The following is a 23932-nucleotide window of genomic DNA, read 5'->3' on the forward strand; positions in this document are numbered from 1 at the left end:
GTCCTATGACGGAACGCAACGCCGATACGGCTGCAGACGGCAACAGGCCGGTTTTTGCCGCCGAATTGTTTCCCCATCGCTCGCTGCCGCGAAAGGGGTTCAGGGTCATGCTGGCCTTGGCGGGCGGCTTCTGTCTCATCTACAGCATTCTCTTCGTCACGCGAGGCGCCTGGCCGATCGGGATTTTCTTCGGCGCCGATTTCTTCCTGCTCTATGGCGCCTTCTGGCTGAATTATCGGTCGGGCCGTGTGCGCGAAGAGGTGACGATATCGCGCACCAATGTTTCCATCCGCAAATTCTCGCCGACGGGCCGCATGGTGGAACATGATTTCAATCCGTTCTGGACGCGCTTCCTCGTTCGCCGCCACCGCGAGATCGGGGTCGTGTCGATGCATGTCCGCGACAGGAGCCACGACACCGATGTCGGCTCCTTCCTCAATCCGGAGGATCGCGAGAGTTTCGCCAAAGCCTTCAAGCGGGCATTGGCGACCGTGACACAACGGATATGAGCGGTCTTCCCAACCCGGCGGTATCACATTTTTGCAGAGAGACCACTTGCGCAAGAATCGGGTGGTTTTAGCCCTCTTGCCGTGGTTTTCTCCTTTTCAAGGAGAAAGATCATGAATGCGATTGCACAGCTGAAGAAAGACATCACCCCGGAAGGTCAGGACTACGACACCGTGCGGGAGGTCATCGAGCTCATCACCGAGGAATATCGCGACCAGCCATCGCTGGAGATGCTCGCCGAGAGGCTCGGCCAGTCGCCGACACAATTGCAGAAGACATTCACGCGCTGGGCCGGGCTCTCGCCCAAGGCCTTCCTGCAGGCCGTCACGCTCGATCATGCCAAACGCCTTTTGCGCAAGGAGGATCTACCGCTGCTCGAAACCTCTTTCGAGGTCGGCTTGTCCGGCCCCAGCCGACTGCACGATCTTTTCGTCACGCATGAGGCGATGTCGCCTGGCGAATGGAAAGCAAGGGGCAGCGGCCTGGTGATGCGCTATGCGTTTCACATTTCGCCCTTCGGCCTCGCTTTGATCATGGTCACGGATCGCGGCCTTGCCGGTCTCGCCTTCAGCGATTCCGGCAATGAGAAGGCTTGCCTCGCCGACATGACCTGCCGCTGGCCGAATGCCGAGTTCATCGAGGATCCGAATGCGACGGCACCTTATGCGGCACGCATCTTCGAGCGCTCGAACTGGTCGAGCGACCAGCCGCTGCGCGTCGTGCTGATCGGCTCGGATTTCCAGCTCCGCGTCTGGGAAAGCCTGTTGAAGATCCCGATGGGCCGCGCCGTGACCTATTCCGACATCGCAAGGGATATCGGTCAGCCGACGGCCATGCGGGCCGTAGGTGCTGCCGTCGGCCGCAACCCGATCTCCTTCGTCGTGCCCTGCCACCGAGCGCTCGGCAAGAACGGGCAGCTCACGGGCTATCACTGGGGGCTGACGCGCAAGCGGGCGATGCTCGGGTGGGAAGCGGGGGATGCTTGAGGGGGTGCATTGGAAAGTTCTGCGATCGCTGATGCTCTGATACCTCCTCTGTCGCTTTCGCGACATCTCCCCCCACAAGGGGCAGGGCTATCGCATATGGAGGCGGACGAGCGCCATAAGCTCCTTCTCCCCTTGGGGAGAAGGTGGCCCGAAGGGTCGGATGAGGGGGTTATCGATTTGAATTCATGGATTTTTGTGGTCTTGGCGGGCACCCCCTCATCCGCTTGGCGGCACCTTCTCCCCGCTGGGGAGAAGGGGACAGCGGCGATCTCCCGCTCATATGCGATAGCCCTGCCCCTTGTGGGGGGAGATGTCACGAAGTGACAGAGGGGGGGTACGCACTTTCCCTGAAGTCGGAGCTGATGATCGACCGCCCTCATGCCGCCTTCGCCATGGCCATCTGCAGCAGCGCCTTGGCAGCGCTCTCATCCGTAATCAAAGTATTGCAGCCGATGCGTTTGATGGTGGCGCTGATCGCCTGGGCGCGGTGAGCGCCGCCGGAAGAGATCACGATGTGCTTTGCCTTTTTCAGCGTATCGAGATCGACCGACATGACGCGCTTGTTGATCGGGTGATCGACGGAATTTCCGTCGGCATCAAGGAAGTTGAACATGGTGTCGCAGACGCAACCCATGTCGATCAATTCTTCCAGCTCGCGCTTCGAGATGAAGCCCTCCGATAGCGAGGTCGATTTCGGGCCGATATCGCCGCAGCTGACGATGGCGAGATCGAGGTTTTCCGCCAGGCGGTAGATGGCCTCCAGGCCGCATTTCTCGATGAGATTGCGCTTGGTCTCGACGGAGTCGACGAGAAGCGGCGCCAGGAACATGTAGCATTCGGCACCCAGCTGGCTTGCCAGACGCCAGGTATAGTCGATCGGGTTGGTCTGGTGGACGGCGACGATGCCGCCGAGCAGGGAGACCACCTTGCAATTGTCGCGGCGGGTCGGGCGGAAGCTCGCGAGCGAAGCGGTCATCGTTCGGCCCCAGCCGACGCCGATCGTATAATTGTCGGGGATGGCCTCCGTCAGGAACTGGCCGAGCGCCAGGCCGACGCTCTTTGCCTGGGCGTTGACATTGCCGCCGGCCGGCTCGGGAACGACGATCGCCTCGTCGAGCCCATAGGTGCGCTCGAGCTTGATCGCCAGTTCAACGCAGTCGTCGATGCCTTCGGTGATCCAGATCTGCACCTCGGCACGGCGCATGGCCTCGTCCAGCAGACGGATGACGGTAGTGCGGCTGATGCCGAGCTGCTCGGCAACATCCTTCTGCGTCAGGCCCTGATTGTAATAGAGCCAGGCGGCGCGAAGCCTCAGGGAGGAGGTCTCCGAATAGGCGGTATGGGTTCCGCGTCTCAGTTTGGCCACAGGTCCTCCGGCAAGATTGTCGCATGCGCCGTTTAACGTCATGATCCACCTGAGATGCGAAACGGAATGATGGCGGATGACAGGAGCAGGCGAGATCGGCTCTTCTGCTGCCGATATTCTATGACATGAAACTTATGTCAATCGAATTGCACAAATGTCCTTGACTTTTCCGTGCGAGATTGCTGATAGTCAGCGCTGAGGAATTCGGTCTTGTCCAGTCGAGGAGGACAATGTGCGAGTGCTGCCGCGAGCAAGTGCCAGGCCGGACGGGGAGCCATATAGGGCGTCCGATGCCGGCGGAAAGCTTGTTTTCGGAAGGTTGTCTCCTCATCGCTCGGCCGTTCACCGGAAATGGAACTTTCGCTGTTTTTATCCCGTTACCAAAACATAGGAGAAGGAAGGCCGCACTCCCCTGATGCCTTCGGTCCCGCCCGGCGCAAGACCGGATCTGCCGCCCGACATCTCCCATTCCAATGGGCCTCATTCAACAAGGATACCTGTTATGACTTCCAAGCTTGATCAACTCCGCGCCATGACGACGGTCGTGGCCGATACCGGCGATATCGAGGCAGTCGCTCGCCTGAAGCCGGTGGATTGCACCACCAACCCGACCATCGTGCTGAAGGCGCTCGGCACGCCGATGTTCGCCGATGCGATCAAGGAAGCCGTTGCCTGGGGCAAGAAGCAGGGCGGTGCCTCCGAAGCCGTCGTTGCCGCCGTTGCCGACCGTCTGGCAATCTCCGTCGGCGCAGCGCTCTCCGGTCTCGTTCCCGGCCGTGTCTCGACGGAAGTTGATGCTGATCTCTCCTTCAACACCGAAGCTTCGCTTGCCAAGGCCCGCGCCATCATCGCCGCCTACAAGGAGCGCGGCATCGAGCGCGACCGCATCCTGATCAAGCTCGCCTCCACCTGGGAAGGCATCCGCGCCGCCGAAGTGCTGCAGAAGGAAGGCATCGACTGCAACCTGACGCTGCTCTTCAGCAAGGCCCAGGCGATTGCTTGCGCCGATGCCAAGGCATTCCTGATCTCGCCCTTCGTCGGCCGCATCCTCGATTGGTACAAGAAGTCGACCGGCAAGGACTACACGGCTGAGGAAGATCCGGGCGTCATCTCGGTGCGCGATATCTACCACTATTACAAGGCCAACGACATCAAGACGATCGTCATGGGCGCCTCCTTCCGCAACACTGGCGAAATCGAAGCGCTGGCCGGCTGCGATCGCCTGACGATCAGCCCGAACCTGCTCGACGAACTTTCCAAGGACGAAGGCAAGCTGGAGCGCAAGCTCTCGCCGGAGCCCAAGGGCTCGGTCGAAAAGATCGCGGTCGACGAAAAGACCTTCCGCTGGATGATGAACGAAGACGCAATGGCAACCGAGAAGCTTTCCGAAGGCATCCGCGCTTTCGCCAAGGATCTCGGCACGCTGCGCGCCATGGTCAGCAAGGAACTGCAGCTCGCTGCCGCTTGAAAATGAGATTGGCTCTCTCTTTGGGGAGCTATGATTTGAGAGGGGTGTCGCGGGGATGCGGCGCCCTTTTTATTTGGGGTGATAGGTTGAGACTTTGAGTTTGACGCGCTTACGATACCCCCCTCTGTCCCTTTCGGGACATCTCCCCCACAAGGGGGAGATCGTTAGGGCGCATCGCTAGTTCTACAAAATGAGGCGCGATCGTATCAGCGGATACGAGGCTTATTATCTTTCGATGACGGTGCCGCAGGTTACCAATCTCCCCCCTTGTGGCAGGGCTATCGCATATGGAGGCGGACGAGCACCATAAGCTCCTTCTCCCCTTGGGGAGAAGGTGGCCCGAAGGGTCGGATGAGGGGTTATCGATTTGAATTCATGGATTTTGGTGGTCTTGGCAGGCACCCCCTCATCCGCCTGTCGGCACCTTCTCCCCGCTGGGGAGAAGGAGGACGGCGGCGATCTCCGCTCATATGCGATATCCCTGCCCACAAGGGGGAGATGTCACGAAGTGACAGAGAGGGGTATCAGGGGCGTTGCGTAGAGAACCTAGCGAAGAAACTCCGCCCTGACCTTCTCCGACTGCCCGCCGATCGTCGGCGCCGCCATATCGTTCTTGGCTCGAACACCATTCACGCGGATGGGGCTAGCCGTCGTGCGTACCGAGGCGCCATCGTCGCGGGTTACCGTCTGCAGCATATCGAGCTTACGGAAAGCCGCGCTTTGCAGCAGTTTCGGCCAGTCCAGCACTTCCGCCGCCCAGATATCGGCAGGCTCCAGGAGATCGAGCCACTCGCGAACCGTCTTCTCCTGCAGGCGGCTGGCGATCACGGTCTTGATCTCGTCCCGATGCTGGAAGGCATCATCCGGCGTGTAACCGGCAAGAGCGGGCAGATCGAGCAGCGGCGCGAGTTTTTCCAGCGGCATCATCGCCAGTGCCAGCCAGCCATCGGCACAGCGATAGACGCCATAGGGCGCCGCGAGATAGGCGTGTGCATTGCGCACGGCGGATTTCTTCGGCAGTCGGCCGCCGTCGTTCAGATGGGTGGTTAACACTTCGAACTGGAAATCGACCAGCGCCTCCAGCAAGCTCGTCTCCACATGCACGCCGTGGCCGGTGACGCCGCGGCGCACCAGTCCGGCAAGGATGGCCTGAGCCAGGAGATTACCGGCCAGCATGTCGGCGACGGCGAGCCCAAAAGGCACCGGCCCGTCATCCGCCTCGCCATTCAGCCACATGACGCCGGAGCGGGCCTGGGCCAGGAGATCCTGCCCGGGGAAATGGCGCCATTCATTGTCAGCGCCGTATCCGGTGATGCTGCCATAGACGATGCGGGGATTGATTGCGGCAACGGCGGCATAATCGAGGCCAAGCCTTTCAATGACGCCGGGGCGGAAATTCTGGATGACGACGTCGGCCTTGGCGATCAGCGCGCGCAGTTCCTGCAGATCGCCTTCATCCTTCATATTGACGGCAAAGCTCTCCTTGCCGCGGTTGATGGCATGAAACAGCGTGGAGTCGCCGCCGATCTCGGTGTCGCTGAGATAGAGCCGGCGGCAGAGATCGCCGCCATCGGGCCGCTCGATCTTGATGATCCTCGCGCCGAGATCGCCGAGCCGTAGTGCCGCCATCGGGCCGGCAAGAAACTGGCTCATATCCAGCACGATGATGCCGGAGAGCAGGCCTTCTTCGTTATCCTTGGTCATGTCAGACTTTCAGCGGCGGCGCGTCCGCGGGCCGGCCGTTCCTGTAGCGCACGGTCTGGATATGCTCGCAATAGAGCACCAATTCGCCTTCGCCCTTGAAGACTTCGTAAGAGGAGCGGATCAGGCCGAGCTCGGCATATTTCGGCTGCTTATCGAGATTGGTGCGGATGGTGTAAATCGTCTCACCGATGAAGGTGGGCTTGATGAAGCGCAACTTGTCGTATCCATAGGAAAAGGCGTTGACGCAATTGGTGGCGACGAGCCCAAGTCCGGCGGAAAAGACGAAGGCGCCGGCAACGAGCCGCTTGCCGAACAGGCCTTCGGTTTCCGCAAAAATCTGGTCGCTGACGTAAGGATGCATGTCGAGCACCAGCGCGTTGAACTGCTGGGATTCGCCTTCTGAGATCGTGCGACGCAGCGAGCGGATCCTGTGGCCGATTTCGAAATCTTCGTAGAACCAGTTTTCCGCATTCCAGACAGGAATCTCGGCGTGATCGGCCGGCATGGTCTTCGGACAGGTGCTGGATATGCCGACGGTGGCGGTCATGGCATGTCTTTCGATGGAAAACCTCTGATCTCAAAGAGACCAGAGGCGCTTGGCATTGAGGTGATAGAGCCGGCTGCGTTCGTCGGTGCTTACGCCTTGCATCAGCGCGTGAGTGGCTGCGACCCAGGTGGAAAGATTGCCGCCGAGCGTACAGACTGGCCAGTCGCTGCCCCAGATGACGCGATCCCAGCCGAAGCTTGCGATGCAATGTTCGACGAAGGGACGCAGCGTTTCCGGCGTCCAGCTGTCCGGATCGGCATAGGCGACGACGCCGGAAATCTTAACGGTGACATTCGGGCGCTTCGCCACTTCCGTGATCGCCGCCGCCCAGCTTTCGCTGAAGCCATCCTTCACCGCCGGTACGCCGCAATGGTCGAGGACGAAGCGGACATTGGGATTGAGGTCGATGAGCGCGAGCGCCTTGGACATCTGATGCGGTAGGACGCAGAGGTCGAAGGTGAGCCGCGTGCCGCCGAGCCGCTTGAGGTTCTCGCGGAAGAGGGCGCCCTCGGAGACGTCGTCTGGCACGACATGCAGTACACGGCGGAAACCTTTGACGAAGGGATCGGCAAGTACGCGTTCGAGATAGGCGGGGAAGTTCGTGCTCTCAGGACGGCAGGCGGCGATGGCGCCCCTGAGGAGGCTGCCGGGCTCACGGCTCAGGCCTTTGACGTAATCTGTTTCCCGCTCGATATCATCCTCGGCGACGTCGACCTCCATGTGAAGCGTATCGGCGATCCCAAGCCGCTTGGCCTCGCGCGCATAGTCTTCGTAGAGGCTGTCGCGATTGAGCGCGCCGGCGCCAGCCAGCCAGGGATAGGCGAGACGTTTCCGGTCGACGATGTGCAGATGGCTGTCGAAAAGCATGGCGTTCCTCCCATACCTGCTTGCTCAACATATACTCACAGAAGAATAGTTTATTCAAATAAAAATTATAACTCGACCTTGTCCACCGTGCCGGCCACGGTTTCGGAGATTTGCTTGGCGGCTTCCCGGACATATTCGACCACCTGCTCGCGCGTAGGCGCCTTCGGGTTCACTGGCTCGATATAGGGGCAGGTGAGGGCGGCAAGGGCGTTGCCGTCCATCGCCAGCACAGGCGCGGAAATATTGTGTACGCCGCTCGTCTGCAGGCTGCTCATGGTTTCGAAGCCCTTTTCACGAATTGCTACGAGCTTTTCCTCGAGATCGGCAGGCGGCTCCTCCGGATCCTGTTCCTGGCGTCTCTGCTCGTTGATCATCATCTGACGCTGCTTTGCATCCCGGAATGCCAGAAGAATATGGCCGGAGCCGGTATTATAGAGATTGATCTGCGCGCCGACGCGGATGGAGATGCCCCAATAGGTCGGCGAATCCTGCTGCGCGATGACGACGACGGAGCCGCGATCATAGATCGCCAGATGGCAGGCCTGCTCGGCACGGTTGGAGAATTCGCGCATCAGCGGTGTGGCGAAGGAGACGAGGCGGCGCACCGGCGCATGATAATGCGCAAGGCCGAAGAGCTTCAGCGTCAGATAGAAACGATCGCCATCCTGCCGCTGCACATAGCCGCGCCGTACGAGACGATCGAGCATGCGGTAGAATTCGTTGGGGCTCTTGTTGAGCGCCTTGGCAATCTCGGCCTGCGTCAAGCCGCCGTCGATTGTCGCCAGCAACTCCAAAATGTCGAGCCCCTTGTCCAGCGCCGGCGCGCGGTAGCGATCACTGTCGTCTTCTATGCTCATCAACAAGTCCCCATGCGAAGAAACATGAATCATCATTCATATATGAATGAAGGCATTTTACAAGCGTACGATCGCGGCTTGACGGCCAATGAATAAGATGTTTACTTATAAATCATTGATCCATATTTGGGTCGAGAGGGCAATCGGGCAAGGGGTCCGATTTTAAGGGAGGAAGTTCGATGAGGAATTGGAAGGCCGGTCTTGCTGCCGGCACGATGGCATTGCTTGCCGGCACAGCGGTCTTCGCCGCCGATCTGCCAGGCAAATTTCCGGGCGTGACGATCGACGCCAAACTCATCGGCGGTCAGCAATACGAGCCGCTTTACGCGCGCATCGCCGAGTGGGAGAAGGAGACGGGCGCCAAGGTCAACATTCTCTCGAAGAAGAACCACTTCGAACTCGACAAGGAAATCAAATCGGACATGGCCTCGGGCAGCATCTCCTGGTGCGTCGGCTCGAACCACTCGTCCTTCGCGCCGCAGTATCCCGACCTCTACACTGACCTCGGCAAGCTGCTGCCGAAGGAAGAAATTAGCCAGTTCGTCGATTCGACCATCCAGGCCTCGACCATCGACGGCCGCCTGATCATGCTGCCGCGTGCGCAGTTTGACGTTTCGGCGCTCTACTATCAGAAGAGCCTCTATAACGACGAGGCCAAGAAGACGGCGTTCAAGGCGAAGTATGGCTACGATCTGGCGCCCCCGAAGACTTGGAAGGAAGTCTCCGATCAGGCGATCTTCTTCTCCAACCCGCCGAACTTCTTCGGCACGCAATTCCCCGGCAAGGAAGAGGCGATCAATGGCCGCTTCTATGAAATGCTGGTCGCCGAAGGCGGCGAATATCTCGACAAGGACGGCAAGCCTGCCTTCAACTCCGAAGCCGGCGTGCGCGCGCTCGACTGGTTCGTCAACATGTACAAGGCCAAGGCCGTTCCGGCCGGCACGACCAACTATCTCTGGGACGACCTCGGTGCCGGCTTTGCCTCTGGTTCGATCGCTCTCGATCTCGACTGGCCGGGCTGGGCGACCTATTTCAATGATCCGAAGTCTTCGAAGATCGCCGGCAATGTCGGTGTCGTTGTGCAGCCCGCCGGTTCCTCTGGCAAGCACACCGGCTGGTCCGGTCATCATGGCTTCTCGGTAACCGAAGCCTGTGCCCACAAGGATGCAGCCGCTTCGCTCGTCTGGTTCCTGACGAACGACGACTCGCAGAAGCTAGAAGCCGCCAACGGCACGCTGCCGACCCGCAAGGCCGTATGGGACTGGGATATCCAGCAGGCTGCATCCGACCCTTACAAGAAGGAAGTGCTGAGCACCTTTCAGGAAGCCATGAAGTATGCCTTTCCGGTTCCGCGCACGCCGCAATGGATCGAGATTTCCAACGTCGTCTATCCTGAGCTTCAGGCCGCGATCCTTGGCGACAAGAGTTCGAAGGAGGCGCTTGATGCCGCTGCGCAGAAGGCAACCGATGTTCTGAAGGACGCTGGCGCCCTCTAAGCGGTGCACTCGAAATCCCGCGCGTCTCGGGCGTGCGGGATTTCCGCAAAACTGAGTTCGAGAATGGTTTTCGATCGGTGCCGCAAGGGGCCGGTCTACCCTGCCGGTTTGCTGCCGGCTTCTCGGTCCCAAGCAATCCATTCCACGCAGTCCGGGCCACGCTGCCGAGGAATGCCGACAGGTGCAAACCATGCTTAAAAGAATATCTCCACCGGTCCTGCTTCTTCTTCCGGCGATCATCGTCCTCGTGGCTGTGGTTCTGTTTCCGCTGCTTCTGTCCTTCTATTCCAGCTTCACGCCCTTTCGCCTGACGCGGCCGGCGACGCTTTTCACCTTCATCGGTCTGCGCAACTACATGCGCATCCTGTCGGATCCGGTGTTCCTGGCCGCCTTCGTGCGCACCGTCGTGCTTTTGACGATCGCGCTCAATCTGGAAATGCTGCTTGGTCTCGGATTGGCTTTGCTGGTCAACAAGGCGACCTACGGCAAGCGCGTGCTGCGCACGCTGATGATGTTTCCGATGATGTTCTCGCCCGTTCTCGTCGGCTTCCAGTTCAAATTCATGTTCAACGACAATGTCGGCATCATCAACAATGCCCTGCAGTCGCTAGGGATCACGGAAACGGCCATTCCCTGGCTGATCGACGGCAATCTGGCGCTGTTTTCCATCGTCATTGCCGAAGTCTGGTCGTCGACGTCGGTCTTCGCGATCCTTATCCTCGCAGGCCTGCTCGCCATGCCACAAGAGCCGGTCGAGGCCGCAAAAGTGGACGGCTGCACCAGCTGGCAGACCTTCCGCTACGTCACCTGGCCATTCCTGATGCCGTTCGCCTTCATCGCCATGACGATCCGTTCGCTCGACGTTGCCCGCGCCTACGACATCGTCAAGATCATGACCGATGGCGGGCCGGCGCGGCGCACCGAGCTGATCTGGACGCTGGTCGGGCGCACCGCCTATGCCGATGCGCAGATGGGGCTCGCCAATGCCATGGCCTATGTCTCGATCATTCTTTCTATCGTCTTCACCGTCTATTTCTTCCGCAAGCTGGCGCTTGCCCGCACCCAGATCGGAGCGGAGTGGTAATCATGGATCGCAACGCTCAACAACGCCTGCAGCGCCGCCTCTGGAAGATCGCCTATCTCATCGGCCTCTTCCTCTCGATGCTTATCATCTGCCTGCCCGGTTTCTGGATCGTCATCAGCTCGCTACGGCCGACCGTGGAAATCATGGCGAAGCCGCCGGTCTGGATACCGCAGGAGCTGTCGCTGGAAGCCTATCGCGCCATGTTCAGCGGCGTCGGGCAGGGCGGCATTCCCGTCTGGGATTATTTCCGCAATTCGCTCATCATCTCCGTCACCTCGACCGCCATTGCACTCGTCATCGGCATGTCCGGCGGCTATGCCTTCGCTCGCTTTCGTTTCGCAGGCAAGTCAGCCGTGTTCCTCGGGCTGATGCTGACGCGCTCCGTGCCCGGCGTGGCGCTATCGCTGCCGCTCTTCATGGTCTATGCGCGGCTCGGCATCATCGATACGCATTTCGGCCTGATCCTCACCTATGTCGCGCTGAATGTGCCGTTCACGATCTGGCTGATCGACGGCTTTTTCCGGCAGGTGCCGAAGGATCTCGCCGAGGCCGCGCAGATCGACGGCTGCACGCGCTGGCAGGCGTTCTGGCAGGTGGAATTTCCACTCGCCGGCCCCGGCATCGCATCGGCCGGCATCTTCGCCTTCCTCACCTGCTGGAATGAATATGCTCTCGCCTCGCAGTTGACGCGTTCCGTCGATTCCAAGACGCTGCCGGTCGGTCTCCTCGACTACACGGCCGAGTTCACCATCGACTGGCGCGGCATGTGCGCATTGGCGGTCGTGATGATCATTCCGGCCCTCGCTCTCACTTTCATCATTCAGAAGCATCTGGTGTCGGGTCTGACATTCGGTGCGGTCAAAGGTTGATCTCCATGGCTCAGGTTTCCCTCAAAAAACTCGTCAAGCGCTACGGCGCGCTGGAAATCGTCCACGGGATCGATCTCGACATCGCGGACAAGGAGTTCATCGCGCTTGTCGGCCCGTCCGGCTGCGGCAAGTCGACGACGCTGCGCATGATCGCCGGCTTGGAGGATGTGTCCGACGGCACGATCGAGATCGGCGATACGGTCGTCAACGACCTGCCGCCGCGCGATCGCAACATCTCGATGGTGTTCCAATCATACGCGCTCTATCCACATATGACGGTGCGCGAGAACATGGGTTTCTCGCTGAAGATCGCCAAGCAGCCGCAGGCCGAGATCGACCGGCGCGTCAACGAGGCCGCTGCTATTTTGAGCCTCGAAGCACTGATGGATCGTCGACCGGCGCAGCTTTCCGGCGGCCAGCGCCAGCGCGTTGCCATGGGCCGCGCCATCGTGCGCCAGCCGGAGGTCTTCCTCTTCGACGAGCCGCTATCGAACCTCGATGCCAAGCTGCGCACGCAGATGCGCACCGAGATCAAGAAACTGCATGCCAAGGTGCAGTCGACGGTGGTCTACGTGACGCACGATCAGGTCGAGGCCATGACGCTGGCGGACCGCATCGTCATCATGCGCGACGGCCACATCGAACAAGTCGGCACGCCGGACGAGGTGTTCAAGCGGCCCGCCACCCGCTTCGTTGCCGGCTTCATCGGCTCACCACCGATGAATATCGAAGAGGCGACACTGAAGGTAGGCGAACTCATCTTCAAGAACGGTGATCGTCTGCCGCTGCCGAACCAGTTTGCCGGCAAGGTCAGGGAAGGAGAAAAGGTCGCCTTCGGTCTTAGGCCCGACGATATCTTCCCGACTGGCCACGGCCTGCATTCGGGCGCGGAATCTGCCGTCTACGAGCTGACCCTGCCGGTCGCCATCACCGAACCGCTCGGCAATGAAACACTCGTCTTTGTCGAATTCGCCGGGCGCGAATTGGTGACGCGCATGCTCAATCCGCGCGCGTTGAAGAGTGGCGAGCGGCTGAAGATGAGCTTCGATCTCAGCCAAGCGCATCTCTTCTCCGCCGAAACCGGCAAGAGCCTGGCAAACTGAGGAATAGCTCCCATGGCACGTATCGAGAAAATTGAACTGCGCATGGTCGATCTGCCGCCGAAGGTGAAGCGGACGGATGCGATCCAGAGCTTCGTCAGCCAGGAAACGCCGATCGTTACCATCACCGACAGCGATGGGGCAGCCGGCACCGGTTACAGCTATACGATCGGCACCGGCGGCTCGTCCGTCATGCGGCTGCTGTCCGACCATCTGGTGCCGCTCTTGATCGGCGAGGATGCCGATTGCATCGAGGCGATCTGGCACAGATTGGAATTCGCCACGCATGCTACGACGATCGGTCCCATCACGGCGCTGGCGCTTGCGGCCATCGACACGGCACTTTGGGATCTGCGAGCCAAGAAGCAGAAGCTGCCACTCTGGAAGCTTGCTGGTGGCGCCAAGGATCGGTGCCCGCTCTACACGACGGAAGGTGGCTGGCTGCATATCGAGAAGGAGGCTTTGGTCGAAGACGCCCTGCAGGCGAAGGCCAAGGGCTTTTCCGGCTCCAAGGTGAAGATCGGCAAGCCGCATGGCTCCGAGGATTACGACCGGCTGGCCGCGATGCGTCTGGCACTCGGCTCCGGTTTCGAAATCATGACCGACTGCAATCAGGGCTTCACCGTCGATGAGGCGATCCGCCGGGCAGCACGCCTCAAGGAGCTGGACCTTGCCTGGATCGAGGAGCCGCTGCCGGCCGACGATCTCGATGGCCATATCCGGTTGATCCGATCGACGCCGACGCCGATCGCGGTCGGCGAATCCATGTATTCGATTCGGCATTTTCGCGAATATATGCAGAAGGGCGCCTGCTCGATCGTGCAGGTGGATGTCGCCCGCATCGGCGGCATCACGCCCTGGCTGAAGGTGGCGCATGCCGCCGAAGCCTTCGACATTCCCGTCTGCCCGCATTTCCTGATGGAGCTGCATGTCAGCCTCACCTGCGCCGTGCCGAACGGCAAATATGTCGAATACATCCCGCAGCTCGACGATCTCACCACCAAGGGCATGGACATCGTCGATGGCAAGGCGGTGGCCCCATCAGAGCCCGGTATCGGCATCGCCTGGGACTGGGATGCCGTGAAGGCGCGCTCGATCGGCGAATTCACCCGGGAAATTCACGGCTGAGGAGGAGCTAACCATGCAGCGGATGGGAATGGTGATCGGCCTGGAGCCGGCCAATGTGGCGGAATACAAGGCGCTTCACGCGGCCGTCTGGCCCGAGATCCTGGCGCTGATCTCCGAATGCAACATCACCAACTATTCGATCTTCCTGAAAGAGCCGGAAAACCTGCTCTTCGGCTATTGGGAATATGTCGGCACGGATTTCGAGGCCGATATGTCGAAGATGGCTGCCAGCCCGAAGAACCAAGAGTGGTGGTCTTTCTGCATACCCTGCCAGAAGCCCTTCGAGACCCGCAAAGAGGGCGAGTGGTGGGCCATGATGGAGGAGGTGTTTCATCATGACTGACGTCCAATCAGGGCCCCTTATTCCGCCAGCGGGGAGATTGTGGAATGGATACCCCCCTCTGTCAGCTTCGCTGACATCTCCCCCACAAGGGGGGAGATTGGTAAATCGCGGCTATCTCTGGCAAGCAACAGACATCGAATCTGCTGACACGACAGCTATTCGTTTCCCGAGGTGCTGCGAAACGCTTCAAGCGATCTCCCCCCTTGTGGGGGAGATGTCACGAAGTGACAGAGGGGGGTGTGTAGCTTCCACAACTTCCGAAGCCAATGTTCCTGGCTCTTTTTTCCAGGCAAAAGGTCAACCGGCCTTGATTTCAGGGAGGGTGAGATGAGCTTCGATCCCAAATCTCTTCGCCAATGGTGGCCGAAGCCGTCGCATCCTCGCTCCATCGTGATCTTCGGTGCCGGCAGCATCGTCGGTGACGCGCATCTGCCTGCCTATAAACAAGGCGGCTTTCCGGTCGCGGGCCTCCACGATCCAAACACCGAGAAGGCGGTGGCGCTGGCTGCTCGATGGGGTATTCGAGTTTTCGCCTCCGAGGCAGAAGCCCTTGCCGTCGATGGCGCGATCTTCGATCTGGCGACCCCGCCGGCAGCGCATGCGACGATCCTTTCGAAGTTGCCGCGCGGTTCCTTCGCGCTGATCCAGAAACCGATGGGCAGCGATCTTGCCGGCGCCTCCGAAATTCTGCGGGTCTGCCGCGAGAGGGATATCAAGGCGGCCGTCAACTTCCAACTTCGCTTCGCGCCGATGATGCTGGCGCTCTACGATGCCGTGAACAAAGGGTATCTCGGCGAGGTCGTCGATTTTGATGCGTGGCTGGCGCTTGCAACACCCTGGGGCCTCTGGCCGTTCCTGAAAGGCTTGCCACGCATCGAGATCGCCATGCACTCGATCCACTATTTCGATTTCATTCGCGGGCTGCTCGGTAATCCTCGGGGGATCCACGCCAAGACCATCGGCCATCCCAACCATGATGTCGCCCAGACGCGGACGGCTGCGATTCTCGATTATGGCGACAAGGTTCGCTGCGTGCTCTCGGTCAATCACGACCATGATTTCGGCCGCAAGTTCCAGGCTTGTGAGTTTCGCATCGCCGGCACCAAGGGGGCGGCCTATGTCAAGCTCGGTGTCAATCTCGACTATCCCAGCGGGGAGCCGGACGAACTTTGGATCCGACCTGAGGGCGGCAGCGATTGGGTCGAGGTCAAGCTGGAGGGCGCCTGGTTCCCGGATGCCTTCGTCAATCGCATGGCCAACCTGCAGCGCTTCGCATCCGGCGAGGATCAGGAGCTGATCGGCTCCGTCGAGGATGCCTGGCAGACCATGGCTCTCGTCGAGGCCGCTTATCAATCGAGCGCCGCGCCGGCGACGCCGATTGCCGAACTTCCAAAGGCTTGAGCAATGGCAGAACAAGCCCTCTATTTCGAAGATTATGAAGTCGGCCACGTCAGGGTGACCACGGGACGGACGATCACCGAGACGGATTTTGTTGTCCATGCTGGCCATACCGGCGATTTCTTCCCACATCACATGGATGCGGAATTCGCCAAGACCTTGCCCGGCGGCCAGCGCATCGCGCATGGCACGATGATCTTTGCGATCGGCGTCGGACTAACGGCCTCGCTCATCAATCCCGTCGCCTTTTCCTATGGTTACGATCGGCTCCGCTTCGTCCGCCCGGTGCATATTGGCGATACGATCCGCACCCGCGTCACCATTTCGGCGAAGGAGGATGATCCGAAACGGCCGGCTTCCGGTCGTGTGGTTGAGCGTTGCGAAGTGCTCAACCAGCGCGACGAAGTCGTGCTTGCCGCCGATCATATCCTGGTCGTCGAGCGCAAGCCGAGCGCGGGGAAGGCATGATGGCAAAACTTAAGGGAATGACCTGGTCGCATCCGCGCGGCTACGATCCGATGATCGCCTGCTCGAAGGTGTGGCGGGAAAAGACCGGGGTCGAGATCAGCTGGGAAAAGCGCTCGCTGCAGGATTTCGAGACCTTTCCGGTGGAGGAGCTTGCCGCGCAATACGATCTCATCGTCATCGATCATCCGCATGTCGGCCAGATCACGCGCGAGAACTGCCTGCTGCCGCTCGATGATGCAGGCTATGCGAAGGAAATTGCCGCGATCGCCGCCGGCACCGTTGGGCGCTCCTATCCGAGCTACAACTGGCAGGGCCGGCAATGGGCCTTTCCGCTCGATGCGGCAACACAGGTGCAGGCCTATCGGCCCGACCGGCTGAGCGCGCCGGTCAAGAATCTCGCCGAATTCGTGACGCTCGCCAAGGAAGGCAAAGCAATCCTGCCGATGCGGCCGCCGCATTCGCTGATGACTTTCATCACACTGGCTGCCCACCTCGGCACGCCCTGCAACATCGAAGGGCCGGATTTCATTGCCAAGGCCGATGGCGAAGCGGTGCTCGACTGGATCGCGCAGCTCGTTTCGGGCATGGATTCCAGCTGCTACGAAATGGATCCGATCGCCGTGCTCGATCTGATGGGCCAGCCTGACGGTCCCTATGTGGCGTCGCCGTTCATCTATGGCTACGTGAACTATTCCTTTGCCGGATTCAGGCCGGCGCGGATCGCTTTTGCAGATATGCCCGTGATCGATGGACGCCCGCCGAATGGCTCGGCACTTGGCGGCACCGGCATTGCGGTGTCGGCACGTACGCAAGCGCCTGAAGAGGCGAAGGCTTTTGCGCGCTGGATTGCGAGTGGGCCGGTGCAGGCGGGTGTTTATGCGAGTGGCAATGGTCAACCCGGCCATGCCGACGGCTGGGTCAGCGATGCGGTCAATGCGCCGGCGCTCGATTTTTACCGCAACACGCGTGCGACGCTGGAAGGCGCCTATGTGCGGCCGCGACATGATGGCTACATGGCATTTCAAAGCGATGCATCCGAGATGATTAGCAATGGACTGCGAAGCGGCGAGCGGCATACAGTCCTCGTCGACAAGCTGAATCATCGCTTCGCGCAGTCTTTCGAAGCGTAGCGAGGTTGCGCCAACTGATTGTTATAGCATGATCTTATCCGAGTTTCGGCTATGCAGCCAGCGGCATGGGTGGGGTCATGGTTCCCGAAGAAAGGATCAGGATTATGGGTCACGGGTTGGAAGGCAAGAAGGTCGTCATCACGGCGGCGGGGCAGGGCATCGGCCGGGCGTCGGCAGAGCGCTTCATCTCGCTTGGCGCACATGTCTACGCCACTGATATCAACGAGCAGACGCTCTCGACGCTTGATGGCGCGACCAAACATGTGTTGAACGTGCTCGATAGTGCCGCCGTCAAGGCCTACGCGGAAGAGCTTGGCCCGATCGACGTGCTCTTCAATTGCGCCGGTTTCGTCCATGCCGGCACGATCCTGGACTGCGAGGAGAAGGATTGGGATTTCTCCTTCAACCTCAATGCCAAGGCGATGTACACGACGTGCCGGGCCTTCCTGCCGGGCATGCTGGAAAAGGGCAAGGGTTCGATCGTCAACATGTCCTCCGTTGCTTCCAGTGTGAAGGGCGTGCCGAACCGTTTCGCCTATTGCGCCTCCAAGGCTGCCGTGATCGGCCTGACCAAATCGATCGCCGCCGATTTCGTCGCCAAGGGCATCCGCGCCAATGCGATTTGCCCTGGCACGGTCGATAGCCCCTCGCTGCATGAGCGGCTGAAGGCAACCGGTGACTACGAGAAGGCAATGAAGGACTTTATCGCCCGCCAGCCGATGGGCCGGATCGCGACTGCCGAAGAGATCGCCGCACTGGTGACCTATCTCGCCGGCGACGAGGCGGGCTTCACGACAGGCCAGATCCACGTCATCGACGGCGGCTGGACGGGCTGAGGCTGCATTTTGAAGGTAGGAGGCCCCGTATTGCGGGGCTTCCTTTTATTTGCCACTCTCGTCGACGAAGCGTTGTTTTGAAAGACGATTTGCGATCGGGAGAGCGGCATGGATGCGCAGGGACATTTGCATCATTCCAGATGGCGTGTGCTGTGGCGCAAGCATCATGTCATCTTGATTGCGGTTCTTGCCGGCATCGCCGTGTTTCTGCTTCTGACATCCCGCGAGTTCAATGCCAGCAATCTGCTGATCGCTTGGGATACGACCGCAATCGTCTATATCGTTTACAGCCTGTACAGGATGCTGACGGCCGACCCGCAGCGCATACGCAAGCGCTCGGCCGATCTCGATTTCTCGGATGGATTCCTGCTGTTCCTGTCGATTGCGGCAGCGCTCGCCAGCATCGGCGGCATTGCGCTGGATCTGCTTGGCGTCAAGGACGCCTCACCCGAAATCGCCTTCTACCGCGTGATGATGGCGATCGTGACGATCCTGATATCCTGGACCTTCCTGCATACGCTGTTCACCATCCACTATGCGCACCGGTTCTACAGCAGTCCGGGCAAGGGGCAGGGGCTGAAATTCGCCGAGCCTTTGGAGGAGCCGATCTATTGGGACTTCCTCTATTTCTCCTTCACGATCGGGGTTGCGGCTCAGACCGCCGATATCGGTATTTCCACCGTTTCGATGCGTAAGCTCGCGCTTCTGCACGCGATCCTGTCGTTTCTGTTCAATACGACGATCCTGGCGCTCGCCATAAATGTCGGGGCGAGCCTGATCTAGGCCCGCCCCGATGCGCCGATGATCCCTGCCGTCAAACGACGGCATTGCCGGCCATGACGGCCAGGATCAGGAATATCAGGAAGATGATCAGGAAGATGGCGAAGAGAACACGCGCAATGGTTGCGGTTGCCGCGGACACGCCTGAAAAGCCGAAAAAGCCGCTGATCAAAGAAATCACAAAGAAAATGAGAGCCCATTTCAGCATTTAGCAATCTCCTCTGCGTTGTACTTCTTAAAGACGCGGGAGGAGGGTGAATTGTTCCAAAGGCGTTTTGGGGTAATGAGCATTGTTGCCTTCGACGGATGCTGTCGAGTCTGCTGAGGGTGCATACCCCCTCTGTCACTTTCGTGACATCTCCCCCACAAGGGCAGGGCTATCGCATATGGAGGCGGACGAGCGCCATAAGCTCCTTCTCCCCTTGGGGAGAAGGTGGCCCGAAGGGTCGGATGAGGGGGTTATCGATTTGAATTCATGGATTTTTGTGGTCTTGGCGGGCACCCCCTCATCCGCCTGGCGGCACCTTCTCCCCGCTGGGGAGAAGGGGGACGGCGGCGATCTCCGCTCATATGCGATAGCCCTGCCCACAAGGGGGGAGATCGGTAATCCGCAGCACCTGCTCGCCTCAAACAAACTTCACGTCCGCAGTAATCAAAGCCTGATACTGACCGAGAGATAGCAGCATACTCCAAACGATCTCCCCCCTTGTGGGGGAGATGTCACGAAGTGACAGAGGGGGGTACAGCCGGGCGGCAAAATGGAGAATGCCGTTCACGTCGCGAACCTCCTCTCACCCATGATTGATCATCACGTGCCGCACGGCCGTGTAGTCTTCGATAGCGTAGACTGACATATCCTTGCCGTAGCCGGATTGCTTCAGGCCGCCATGCGGCATTTCGTTGACCAGCATGAAGTGTGTGTTGATCCAGGTGCAGCCATATTGCAGGCGGGCAGCGGTCTGCATGCCGCGGCTGATGTCCTTGGTCCAGACCGAGGAGGCCAGGCCGTAGTCGCTGTCGTTGGCCCAGGTGACGGCGTCGTCGGCATTGGTGAAGCGGGTTACGGAGACCACAGGGCCGAAGACTTCGCGGCGGACGATCTCGTCATCCTGCGTGGCGCCGGCAACGACGGTCGGGGCGTAGAAGAAGCCGTGCTCGCCGGAAATCTTGCCGCCGGTGGTGATTTCCATGTGCTTGTGTTCGGCGGCGCGGGTGACGAAACTTTCGACGCGGTCGCGCTGGCGCTTGGAGATCAGCGGGCCGATCTCGTTTTCCGTATCGTCGGCGAGGTTGAACTTGATGCTTGACACGGCTGACGTCAGATCAGCGACGAAATTGTCGTAAACCTTGGCGTCGGCATAGATGCGGCAGGCGGCGGTGCAGTCCTGGCCGGCATTGTAATAGCCGAAGGTGCGGATGCCGGCGACCACGGCGTCGATATCCGCATCGTCAAAGACGATTACCGGGGCCTTGCCGCCAAGTTCGAGATGGGTGCGCTTGACCGTCTTGGCCGCGGCCTGCAAGACCTTCTTGCCGGTGGCGACATCGCCGGTGATGGAGACCATGCTGATCTTCGGATGGTTGATCAGCGCATTGCCGACGCTCTCGCCGCGGCCGAGGATGACGTTGACGACTCCTTCCGGCAGCACATCCGCCAGCAGCTTCGCCATCTTCAGCGCCGTCAGCGGCGTCTGTTCGGAGGGTTTGAAGACGACGGTGTTGCCGCCGGCAATGGCGGGAGCCAGCTTCCAGGCCATCATCATCAGCGGATAGTTCCAGGGCGCGATGGAGCCGACGATGCCGATCGGATCACGGCGGATCATCGAGGTGTGGCCGGGCAGGTATTCGCCGGCGACCGGGCCGTGCAGGTTACGCACCGCGCCGGCAAAGAAGCGATAGCAGTCGACGATCGCCGGGATTTCGTCATTGAGCACGGCATTGATCGGCTTGCCGCAGTTCAGTGCTTCCAGCGCTGCGAAGCCTTCGGCATCGCGCTCGATGGCGTCGGCGATCTTGAGGAGATAGGCCGACCGCTGGCTTGGCGTCGTCTGCGACCAGCTCGTGAAGGCCTTTTCTGCAGCATCGACGGCGGCGTCGATCTGCCCGAGCGAGGCCTCCGGCAAGTTGAGCACCGTCTCGCCTGTCTTCGGGTTGAGGACGCGTTCTTCCGTCTCCGTGCCGGCTTCGAAGCGGGAGCCGATCAGCATTTGGGTATCCATTATTCTCTCCCTTTCATTTGCCGCCGCCGGCGATCTGGTCGCCGTCGCGGGTAAGATAGTAGGATGCCAGGATCGGCAGGAAGGTGACAAGCACGACGACCATGGCGACGACGTTGGTCACCGGTCGCTGGCGCGGGCGGATGAGTTCCTCCAGCATCCAGATCGGCAGGGTCATCTGCTGGCCGCCGGTGAAGGTGGTCACAATGACTTCATCGAAGGACAGCGCGAAGGCAAGCATGCCGCCCGCAAGCAGCGCCGTGCCAATATTCGGCAGGACGACATGGCGGAAGGTCTGGAAGCCATCGGCGCCAAGATCCATTGAGGCCTCGATCAGCGAGCCGGAGGTGCGGCGGAAGCGGGCGACGGCGTTGTTATAAACAACGACAACGCAGAAGGTGGCATGGCCGAGAACGATCGTCCAGACCGAGAAGGGGATATCGAACAGGCTGAAGGCGGAGCGCAGCGCAATGCCGGTGATGATGCCGGGCAGCGCGATCGGCAGGATGACCAAGAGCGAGATCGCCTCGCGGCCGAAGAACTTCGTCTGGCTGACGGCCGCGGCACAGAGCGTGCCGAGGATCAATGCGATCGCGGTTGCGATGGTCGCGACTTGCACCGAGAGTGCCAGCGCCGACCAGACATCCGGCCTGTTCCAGGCGATACCGAACCATTGCAGGGTCAGCCCCGGCGGCGGCCACTGATAGCTTTTTTCTTCCGTCGTGAAGGCATAGACGAAGATCAGAAGGATCGGCAGATGCAGGAAGAGCAGGCCGCCCGCGGCTGCGATCTTCAGGGGGAAGGAGGCGCGTTGGCCACGATCAGAGCGCATCGAAAGCTCCCTGCCTTTTGGCGATCCAGAGATAGATGGCCATGATGACGATCGGCACGACCGAGAAGGCGGCGGCCAGCGGCACGTTGCCGGCGGTTCCCTGTTGCGTATAGACGGCCTGACCGATGAAGAGGCGAGAGGAGCCGATGATCTGCGGGATGATGTAATCGCCCAGAGTCAGCGAGAAGGTGAAGATGGAGCCGGCGACGACCCCTGGCAGGGCGAGCGGCAACAGTACTGTACGGAAGGTCTGGTTCGGCGTCGCGCCCAGATCGGATGAGGCTTCCAGCAGATTGGCCGGCACGCGCTCAAGTGCTGCCTGCGTCGGCAGGATCATATAGGGCAGCCAGATATAGACGAAGACGAGGAAGGTGCCGATATAGCTGACCGAGAGCGAGTTGCCGCCGATGACGGGAAAGGCAAGCACGCCGTCGAGCAGCCAGCCGAGATGCAGTTTGTCGAAGATCCAGGTGAGAATGCCTTCCTTGGCGAGGATCAGCTTCCAGGCATAGACTTTCACCAGATAGCTCGACCAGAGCGGCAGCATGACGCCGAGATAGAACAGCGCCTTCCATTTTCCCTGCGCATAGCGGGCCGCATAATAGGCGATGGGGAAGGCGACGAAGGCCGAGGCGATGGTGACGAGAGCGGCCATGACGACCGTGCGGACGATGATGTCGAAGTTGGCCGTATTCAGCAGCTGCGCATAGGTCGAGAGGGTAAATTCGTAATTCACCATTCCCGAGAAGTCGTCGATCGAGAAGAAGCTCTGCAGTAGCAGCGCGATCAGCGAGCCGATATAGATGATGCCAAGCCAGAGCAGCGGCGGCGTCAGCATCAGGAAGAGCAGCAGCTTCGGCCGGCGCCAGAAGATATCCGATAGACGGCCAAAGATGCCGCCGCGGCGCGGCAGGATCGAGGCCGGTGCCTGGCTCGACGAGGCGGGGAAGGCGGCGGCGTTCATGCGGCGTCGTCCATATAATGCACATCCGCCGGCAGCCAGGCGAGGCGGACGGAGGCCCCTGTATCCGGAGCCGGCTGGCCCGCGGGTACGGTCACATGCAGTCGGGCGCCATTCGTCTCGACCGAGAGGCGGGTAGCGGCACCGAGAAAGCTCGTCGCCTTCACGGTCGCCGCCACGCCGCTCTCCTCAGTCAACCGGATGGCCTCGGGGCGCAGGCTCGCCCAGCGCCGTTCGCCGCCGAGCGACGACATGGTTTCGGGAGCGATGACGTTGGAGGAGCCGACGAAATCGGCAACGAAACGGGTCTTCGGCCGTTGGTAGATATCGTGTGGCGTGCCTTGCTGCACGATGCGGCCGTCGTTGAAGACGGCGACGCGATCGGCCATGGACAGGGCCTCGCCCTGATCGTGGGTGACGAAGACGAAGGTGATGCCGAGCGCCCGTTGCAGGCTCTTCAACTCCTCCTGCATCTGCTCGCGCAGCTTCAGATCGAGCGCGCCCAGCGGTTCGTCGAGCAGCAGTACCTTCGGTTTGTTGACGAGAGCGCGGGCGAGCGCCACACGCTGCCGCTGGCCGCCGGAGAGCTGGCCCGGACGGCGGGCGCCATAGCCCGGCAACTTTACCAGTTCCAGCGCCTGTTCGGCAGCCCGCAGCCGCTCGGCTTTGCCGACACCCTTGACCATCAGCCCATAGGCGACATTGTCGAGGATGTTGAGATGCGGAAAGAGGGCATAGTCCTGGAAGACCGTATTGACGTTGCGCCTATAGGGTGGAACGCCTTCAGCAGTTTCGCCGAAGATTTCGATATGGCCGCCCGTCGGCTGTTCGAAGCCGGCAATCAATCTGAGGCAGGTGGTCTTGCCGGAGCCGGAAGGGCCGAGCATGGCGAAGAATTCGCCGGGCGCAATCTCCAGATCGACGCGGTCCACAGCGCGGACCTGGCCGAAATGGCGCGACACCTGCTGGAAACGAACGGCGTTCATTGG

At 60.5% G+C, this 23932-nt stretch carries 24 protein-coding genes; 14 read left to right on the forward strand and 10 right to left on the reverse strand.

Going from position 1 to position 23932, the window contains the following annotated elements; genetic code table 11:
* The first annotated feature begins 5 nt into the window (after positions 1–5).
* Positions 6–509, forward strand: a complete 504-nt coding sequence (locus FBZ97_RS00395) for a DUF2244 domain-containing protein (protein ID WP_145315933.1) — start codon at positions 6–8, stop codon at positions 507–509.
* A 111-nt stretch (positions 510–620) separates the two neighbouring features.
* Entirely contained in the window at positions 621–1493 is an 873-nt protein-coding gene (locus FBZ97_RS00400; protein ID WP_069615970.1) for a bifunctional helix-turn-helix domain-containing protein/methylated-DNA--[protein]-cysteine S-methyltransferase, read from the forward strand.
* 376 nt (positions 1494–1869) lie between these two features.
* Here FBZ97_RS00400 and FBZ97_RS00405 read toward each other — a convergent pair whose 3' ends face one another.
* The gene (locus tag FBZ97_RS00405) at positions 1870–2859 is read right to left on the reverse strand and encodes a sugar-binding transcriptional regulator (RefSeq protein ID WP_145315935.1); all 990 of its coding nucleotides are present in this window, start codon (positions 2857–2859) and stop codon (positions 1870–1872) included.
* A gap of 502 nt (positions 2860–3361) precedes the next feature.
* Here FBZ97_RS00405 and tal point away from each other — a divergent pair.
* The gene (tal, locus tag FBZ97_RS00410; RefSeq protein WP_069615972.1) at positions 3362–4327 is read left to right on the forward strand and encodes a transaldolase; all 966 of its coding nucleotides are present in this window, start codon (positions 3362–3364) and stop codon (positions 4325–4327) included.
* A 546-nt stretch (positions 4328–4873) separates the two neighbouring features.
* Here tal and FBZ97_RS00415 read toward each other — a convergent pair.
* The 4 genes from FBZ97_RS00415 to FBZ97_RS00430 all read right to left on the reverse strand — a co-directional run bounded on the left by FBZ97_RS00415 (position 4874) and on the right by FBZ97_RS00430 (position 8302).
* Positions 4874–6031, reverse strand: coding sequence for a CaiB/BaiF CoA-transferase family protein (locus FBZ97_RS00415; RefSeq protein ID WP_145315937.1), 1158 nt, complete (start codon positions 6029–6031; stop codon positions 4874–4876).
* Position 6032: 1 nt separating this feature from the next.
* Positions 6033–6578, reverse strand: coding sequence for a MaoC family dehydratase (locus FBZ97_RS00420; protein ID WP_069615974.1), 546 nt, complete (start codon positions 6576–6578; stop codon positions 6033–6035).
* A gap of 30 nt (positions 6579–6608) precedes the next feature.
* Positions 6609–7445: an amidohydrolase gene (locus FBZ97_RS00425; RefSeq protein ID WP_145315939.1), complete on the reverse strand. Its 837-nt coding sequence runs from the start codon at positions 7443–7445 to the stop codon at positions 6609–6611.
* A 65-nt stretch (positions 7446–7510) separates the two neighbouring features.
* Positions 7511–8302 carry an IclR family transcriptional regulator gene (locus FBZ97_RS00430; protein WP_145315941.1) on the reverse strand — a complete coding sequence of 264 codons (792 nt, stop codon included), beginning with the start codon at positions 8300–8302 and terminating at the stop codon, positions 7511–7513.
* A gap of 179 nt (positions 8303–8481) precedes the next feature.
* Between FBZ97_RS00430 and FBZ97_RS00435 the strand changes: the two genes are divergently transcribed.
* The 11 genes from FBZ97_RS00435 to FBZ97_RS00485 all read left to right on the forward strand — a co-directional run bounded on the left by FBZ97_RS00435 (position 8482) and on the right by FBZ97_RS00485 (position 18937).
* Positions 8482–9798 (forward strand): sugar ABC transporter substrate-binding protein, encoded by a 1317-nt coding sequence (locus FBZ97_RS00435; RefSeq protein WP_113354501.1) that lies wholly within the window; start codon positions 8482–8484, stop codon positions 9796–9798.
* A gap of 190 nt (positions 9799–9988) precedes the next feature.
* Positions 9989–10882, forward strand: a complete 894-nt coding sequence (locus FBZ97_RS00440) for a sugar ABC transporter permease (protein WP_113354502.1) — start codon at positions 9989–9991, stop codon at positions 10880–10882.
* Between the two features lie 2 nt (positions 10883–10884).
* Positions 10885–11751: a carbohydrate ABC transporter permease gene (locus tag FBZ97_RS00445; protein WP_113389248.1), complete on the forward strand. Its 867-nt coding sequence runs from the start codon at positions 10885–10887 to the stop codon at positions 11749–11751.
* Between the two features lie 5 nt (positions 11752–11756).
* Positions 11757–12854 (forward strand): sn-glycerol-3-phosphate ABC transporter ATP-binding protein UgpC, encoded by a 1098-nt coding sequence (ugpC, locus tag FBZ97_RS00450; protein WP_145315943.1) that lies wholly within the window; start codon positions 11757–11759, stop codon positions 12852–12854.
* A gap of 12 nt (positions 12855–12866) precedes the next feature.
* Positions 12867–13979 carry a mandelate racemase/muconate lactonizing enzyme family protein gene (locus FBZ97_RS00455; RefSeq protein WP_113389247.1) on the forward strand — a complete coding sequence of 371 codons (1113 nt, stop codon included), beginning with the start codon at positions 12867–12869 and terminating at the stop codon, positions 13977–13979.
* A 13-nt stretch (positions 13980–13992) separates the two neighbouring features.
* Positions 13993–14322: an L-rhamnose mutarotase gene (locus FBZ97_RS00460; protein WP_113333829.1), complete on the forward strand. Its 330-nt coding sequence runs from the start codon at positions 13993–13995 to the stop codon at positions 14320–14322.
* A 327-nt stretch (positions 14323–14649) separates the two neighbouring features.
* Positions 14650–15723: a Gfo/Idh/MocA family oxidoreductase gene (locus FBZ97_RS00465; protein WP_145315945.1), complete on the forward strand. Its 1074-nt coding sequence runs from the start codon at positions 14650–14652 to the stop codon at positions 15721–15723.
* Between the two features lie 3 nt (positions 15724–15726).
* Positions 15727–16188 (forward strand): MaoC/PaaZ C-terminal domain-containing protein, encoded by a 462-nt coding sequence (locus tag FBZ97_RS00470; protein ID WP_145315947.1) that lies wholly within the window; start codon positions 15727–15729, stop codon positions 16186–16188.
* Positions 16185–17318, forward strand: a complete 1134-nt coding sequence (locus FBZ97_RS00475) for an extracellular solute-binding protein (protein WP_145315949.1) — start codon at positions 16185–16187, stop codon at positions 17316–17318. Before FBZ97_RS00470 ends, FBZ97_RS00475 begins: the two co-directional genes overlap by 4 nt.
* A gap of 104 nt (positions 17319–17422) precedes the next feature.
* Positions 17423–18154 carry an SDR family oxidoreductase gene (locus FBZ97_RS00480; RefSeq protein WP_069615985.1) on the forward strand — a complete coding sequence of 244 codons (732 nt, stop codon included), beginning with the start codon at positions 17423–17425 and terminating at the stop codon, positions 18152–18154.
* A gap of 108 nt (positions 18155–18262) precedes the next feature.
* Positions 18263–18937, forward strand: coding sequence for a DUF1345 domain-containing protein (locus FBZ97_RS00485; RefSeq protein WP_113330574.1), 675 nt, complete (start codon positions 18263–18265; stop codon positions 18935–18937).
* A gap of 31 nt (positions 18938–18968) precedes the next feature.
* On the opposite strand, the gene FBZ97_RS00490 is transcribed toward FBZ97_RS00485, so the two are convergent.
* From FBZ97_RS00490 to FBZ97_RS00510, 5 genes are all read right to left on the reverse strand, one after another.
* Positions 18969–19142, reverse strand: coding sequence for a DUF1328 domain-containing protein (locus FBZ97_RS00490; protein ID WP_069615987.1), 174 nt, complete (start codon positions 19140–19142; stop codon positions 18969–18971).
* Between the two features lie 583 nt (positions 19143–19725).
* Positions 19726–21153 (reverse strand): gamma-aminobutyraldehyde dehydrogenase, encoded by a 1428-nt coding sequence (locus FBZ97_RS00495; protein ID WP_113330573.1) that lies wholly within the window; start codon positions 21151–21153, stop codon positions 19726–19728.
* A 13-nt stretch (positions 21154–21166) separates the two neighbouring features.
* A complete protein-coding gene (locus FBZ97_RS00500; protein WP_145315951.1) occupies positions 21167–21982 on the reverse strand; it encodes an ABC transporter permease in 816 nt (271 codons plus the stop codon).
* The gene (locus tag FBZ97_RS00505) at positions 21972–22946 is read right to left on the reverse strand and encodes an ABC transporter permease (protein ID WP_145315953.1); all 975 of its coding nucleotides are present in this window, start codon (positions 22944–22946) and stop codon (positions 21972–21974) included. The genes FBZ97_RS00500 and FBZ97_RS00505 overlap by 11 nt, the downstream gene beginning before the upstream one ends.
* Positions 22943–23929, reverse strand: coding sequence for an ABC transporter ATP-binding protein (locus tag FBZ97_RS00510; RefSeq protein WP_112722590.1), 987 nt, complete (start codon positions 23927–23929; stop codon positions 22943–22945). The genes FBZ97_RS00505 and FBZ97_RS00510 overlap by 4 nt, the downstream gene beginning before the upstream one ends.
* Positions 23930–23932: the final 3 nt, after the last annotated feature.

This window comes from Rhizobium sp. ERR 942 (genome assembly GCF_007828395.1).
In the GTDB taxonomy this organism is placed as follows: domain Bacteria; phylum Pseudomonadota; class Alphaproteobacteria; order Rhizobiales; family Rhizobiaceae; genus Rhizobium; species Rhizobium dioscoreae.

Excerpts from the sequence above, each read along its gene's own strand:
- FBZ97_RS00395 (WP_145315933.1), top strand. The coding sequence starts at position 6 with ATGACGGAACGCAACGCCGATACGGCTGCAGACGGCAACAGGCCGGTT.
- FBZ97_RS00400 (WP_069615970.1), top strand. The coding sequence starts at position 621 with ATGAATGCGATTGCACAGCTGAAGAAAGACATCACCCCGGAAGGTCAG.
- tal (WP_069615972.1), top strand. The coding sequence starts at position 3,362 with ATGACTTCCAAGCTTGATCAACTCCGCGCCATGACGACGGTCGTGGCC.
- FBZ97_RS00415 (WP_145315937.1), bottom strand. The coding sequence starts at position 6,031 with ATGACCAAGGATAACGAAGAAGGCCTGCTCTCCGGCATCATCGTGCTG.
- FBZ97_RS00420 (WP_069615974.1), bottom strand. The coding sequence starts at position 6,578 with ATGACCGCCACCGTCGGCATATCCAGCACCTGTCCGAAGACCATGCCG.
- FBZ97_RS00425 (WP_145315939.1), bottom strand. The coding sequence starts at position 7,445 with ATGCTTTTCGACAGCCATCTGCACATCGTCGACCGGAAACGTCTCGCC.
- FBZ97_RS00430 (WP_145315941.1), bottom strand. The coding sequence starts at position 8,302 with ATGAGCATAGAAGACGACAGTGATCGCTACCGCGCGCCGGCGCTGGAC.
- FBZ97_RS00435 (WP_113354501.1), top strand. The coding sequence starts at position 8,482 with ATGAGGAATTGGAAGGCCGGTCTTGCTGCCGGCACGATGGCATTGCTT.
- FBZ97_RS00440 (WP_113354502.1), top strand. The coding sequence starts at position 9,989 with ATGCTTAAAAGAATATCTCCACCGGTCCTGCTTCTTCTTCCGGCGATC.
- FBZ97_RS00445 (WP_113389248.1), top strand. The coding sequence starts at position 10,885 with ATGGATCGCAACGCTCAACAACGCCTGCAGCGCCGCCTCTGGAAGATC.
- ugpC (WP_145315943.1), top strand. The coding sequence starts at position 11,757 with ATGGCTCAGGTTTCCCTCAAAAAACTCGTCAAGCGCTACGGCGCGCTG.
- FBZ97_RS00455 (WP_113389247.1), top strand. The coding sequence starts at position 12,867 with ATGGCACGTATCGAGAAAATTGAACTGCGCATGGTCGATCTGCCGCCG.
- FBZ97_RS00460 (WP_113333829.1), top strand. The coding sequence starts at position 13,993 with ATGCAGCGGATGGGAATGGTGATCGGCCTGGAGCCGGCCAATGTGGCG.
- FBZ97_RS00465 (WP_145315945.1), top strand. The coding sequence starts at position 14,650 with ATGAGCTTCGATCCCAAATCTCTTCGCCAATGGTGGCCGAAGCCGTCG.
- FBZ97_RS00470 (WP_145315947.1), top strand. The coding sequence starts at position 15,727 with ATGGCAGAACAAGCCCTCTATTTCGAAGATTATGAAGTCGGCCACGTC.
- FBZ97_RS00475 (WP_145315949.1), top strand. The coding sequence starts at position 16,185 with ATGATGGCAAAACTTAAGGGAATGACCTGGTCGCATCCGCGCGGCTAC.
- FBZ97_RS00480 (WP_069615985.1), top strand. The coding sequence starts at position 17,423 with ATGGGTCACGGGTTGGAAGGCAAGAAGGTCGTCATCACGGCGGCGGGG.
- FBZ97_RS00485 (WP_113330574.1), top strand. The coding sequence starts at position 18,263 with ATGGATGCGCAGGGACATTTGCATCATTCCAGATGGCGTGTGCTGTGG.
- FBZ97_RS00490 (WP_069615987.1), bottom strand. The coding sequence starts at position 19,142 with ATGCTGAAATGGGCTCTCATTTTCTTTGTGATTTCTTTGATCAGCGGC.
- FBZ97_RS00495 (WP_113330573.1), bottom strand. The coding sequence starts at position 21,153 with ATGGATACCCAAATGCTGATCGGCTCCCGCTTCGAAGCCGGCACGGAG.
- FBZ97_RS00500 (WP_145315951.1), bottom strand. The coding sequence starts at position 21,982 with ATGCGCTCTGATCGTGGCCAACGCGCCTCCTTCCCCCTGAAGATCGCA.
- FBZ97_RS00505 (WP_145315953.1), bottom strand. The coding sequence starts at position 22,946 with ATGAACGCCGCCGCCTTCCCCGCCTCGTCGAGCCAGGCACCGGCCTCG.
- FBZ97_RS00510 (WP_112722590.1), bottom strand. The coding sequence starts at position 23,929 with ATGAACGCCGTTCGTTTCCAGCAGGTGTCGCGCCATTTCGGCCAGGTC.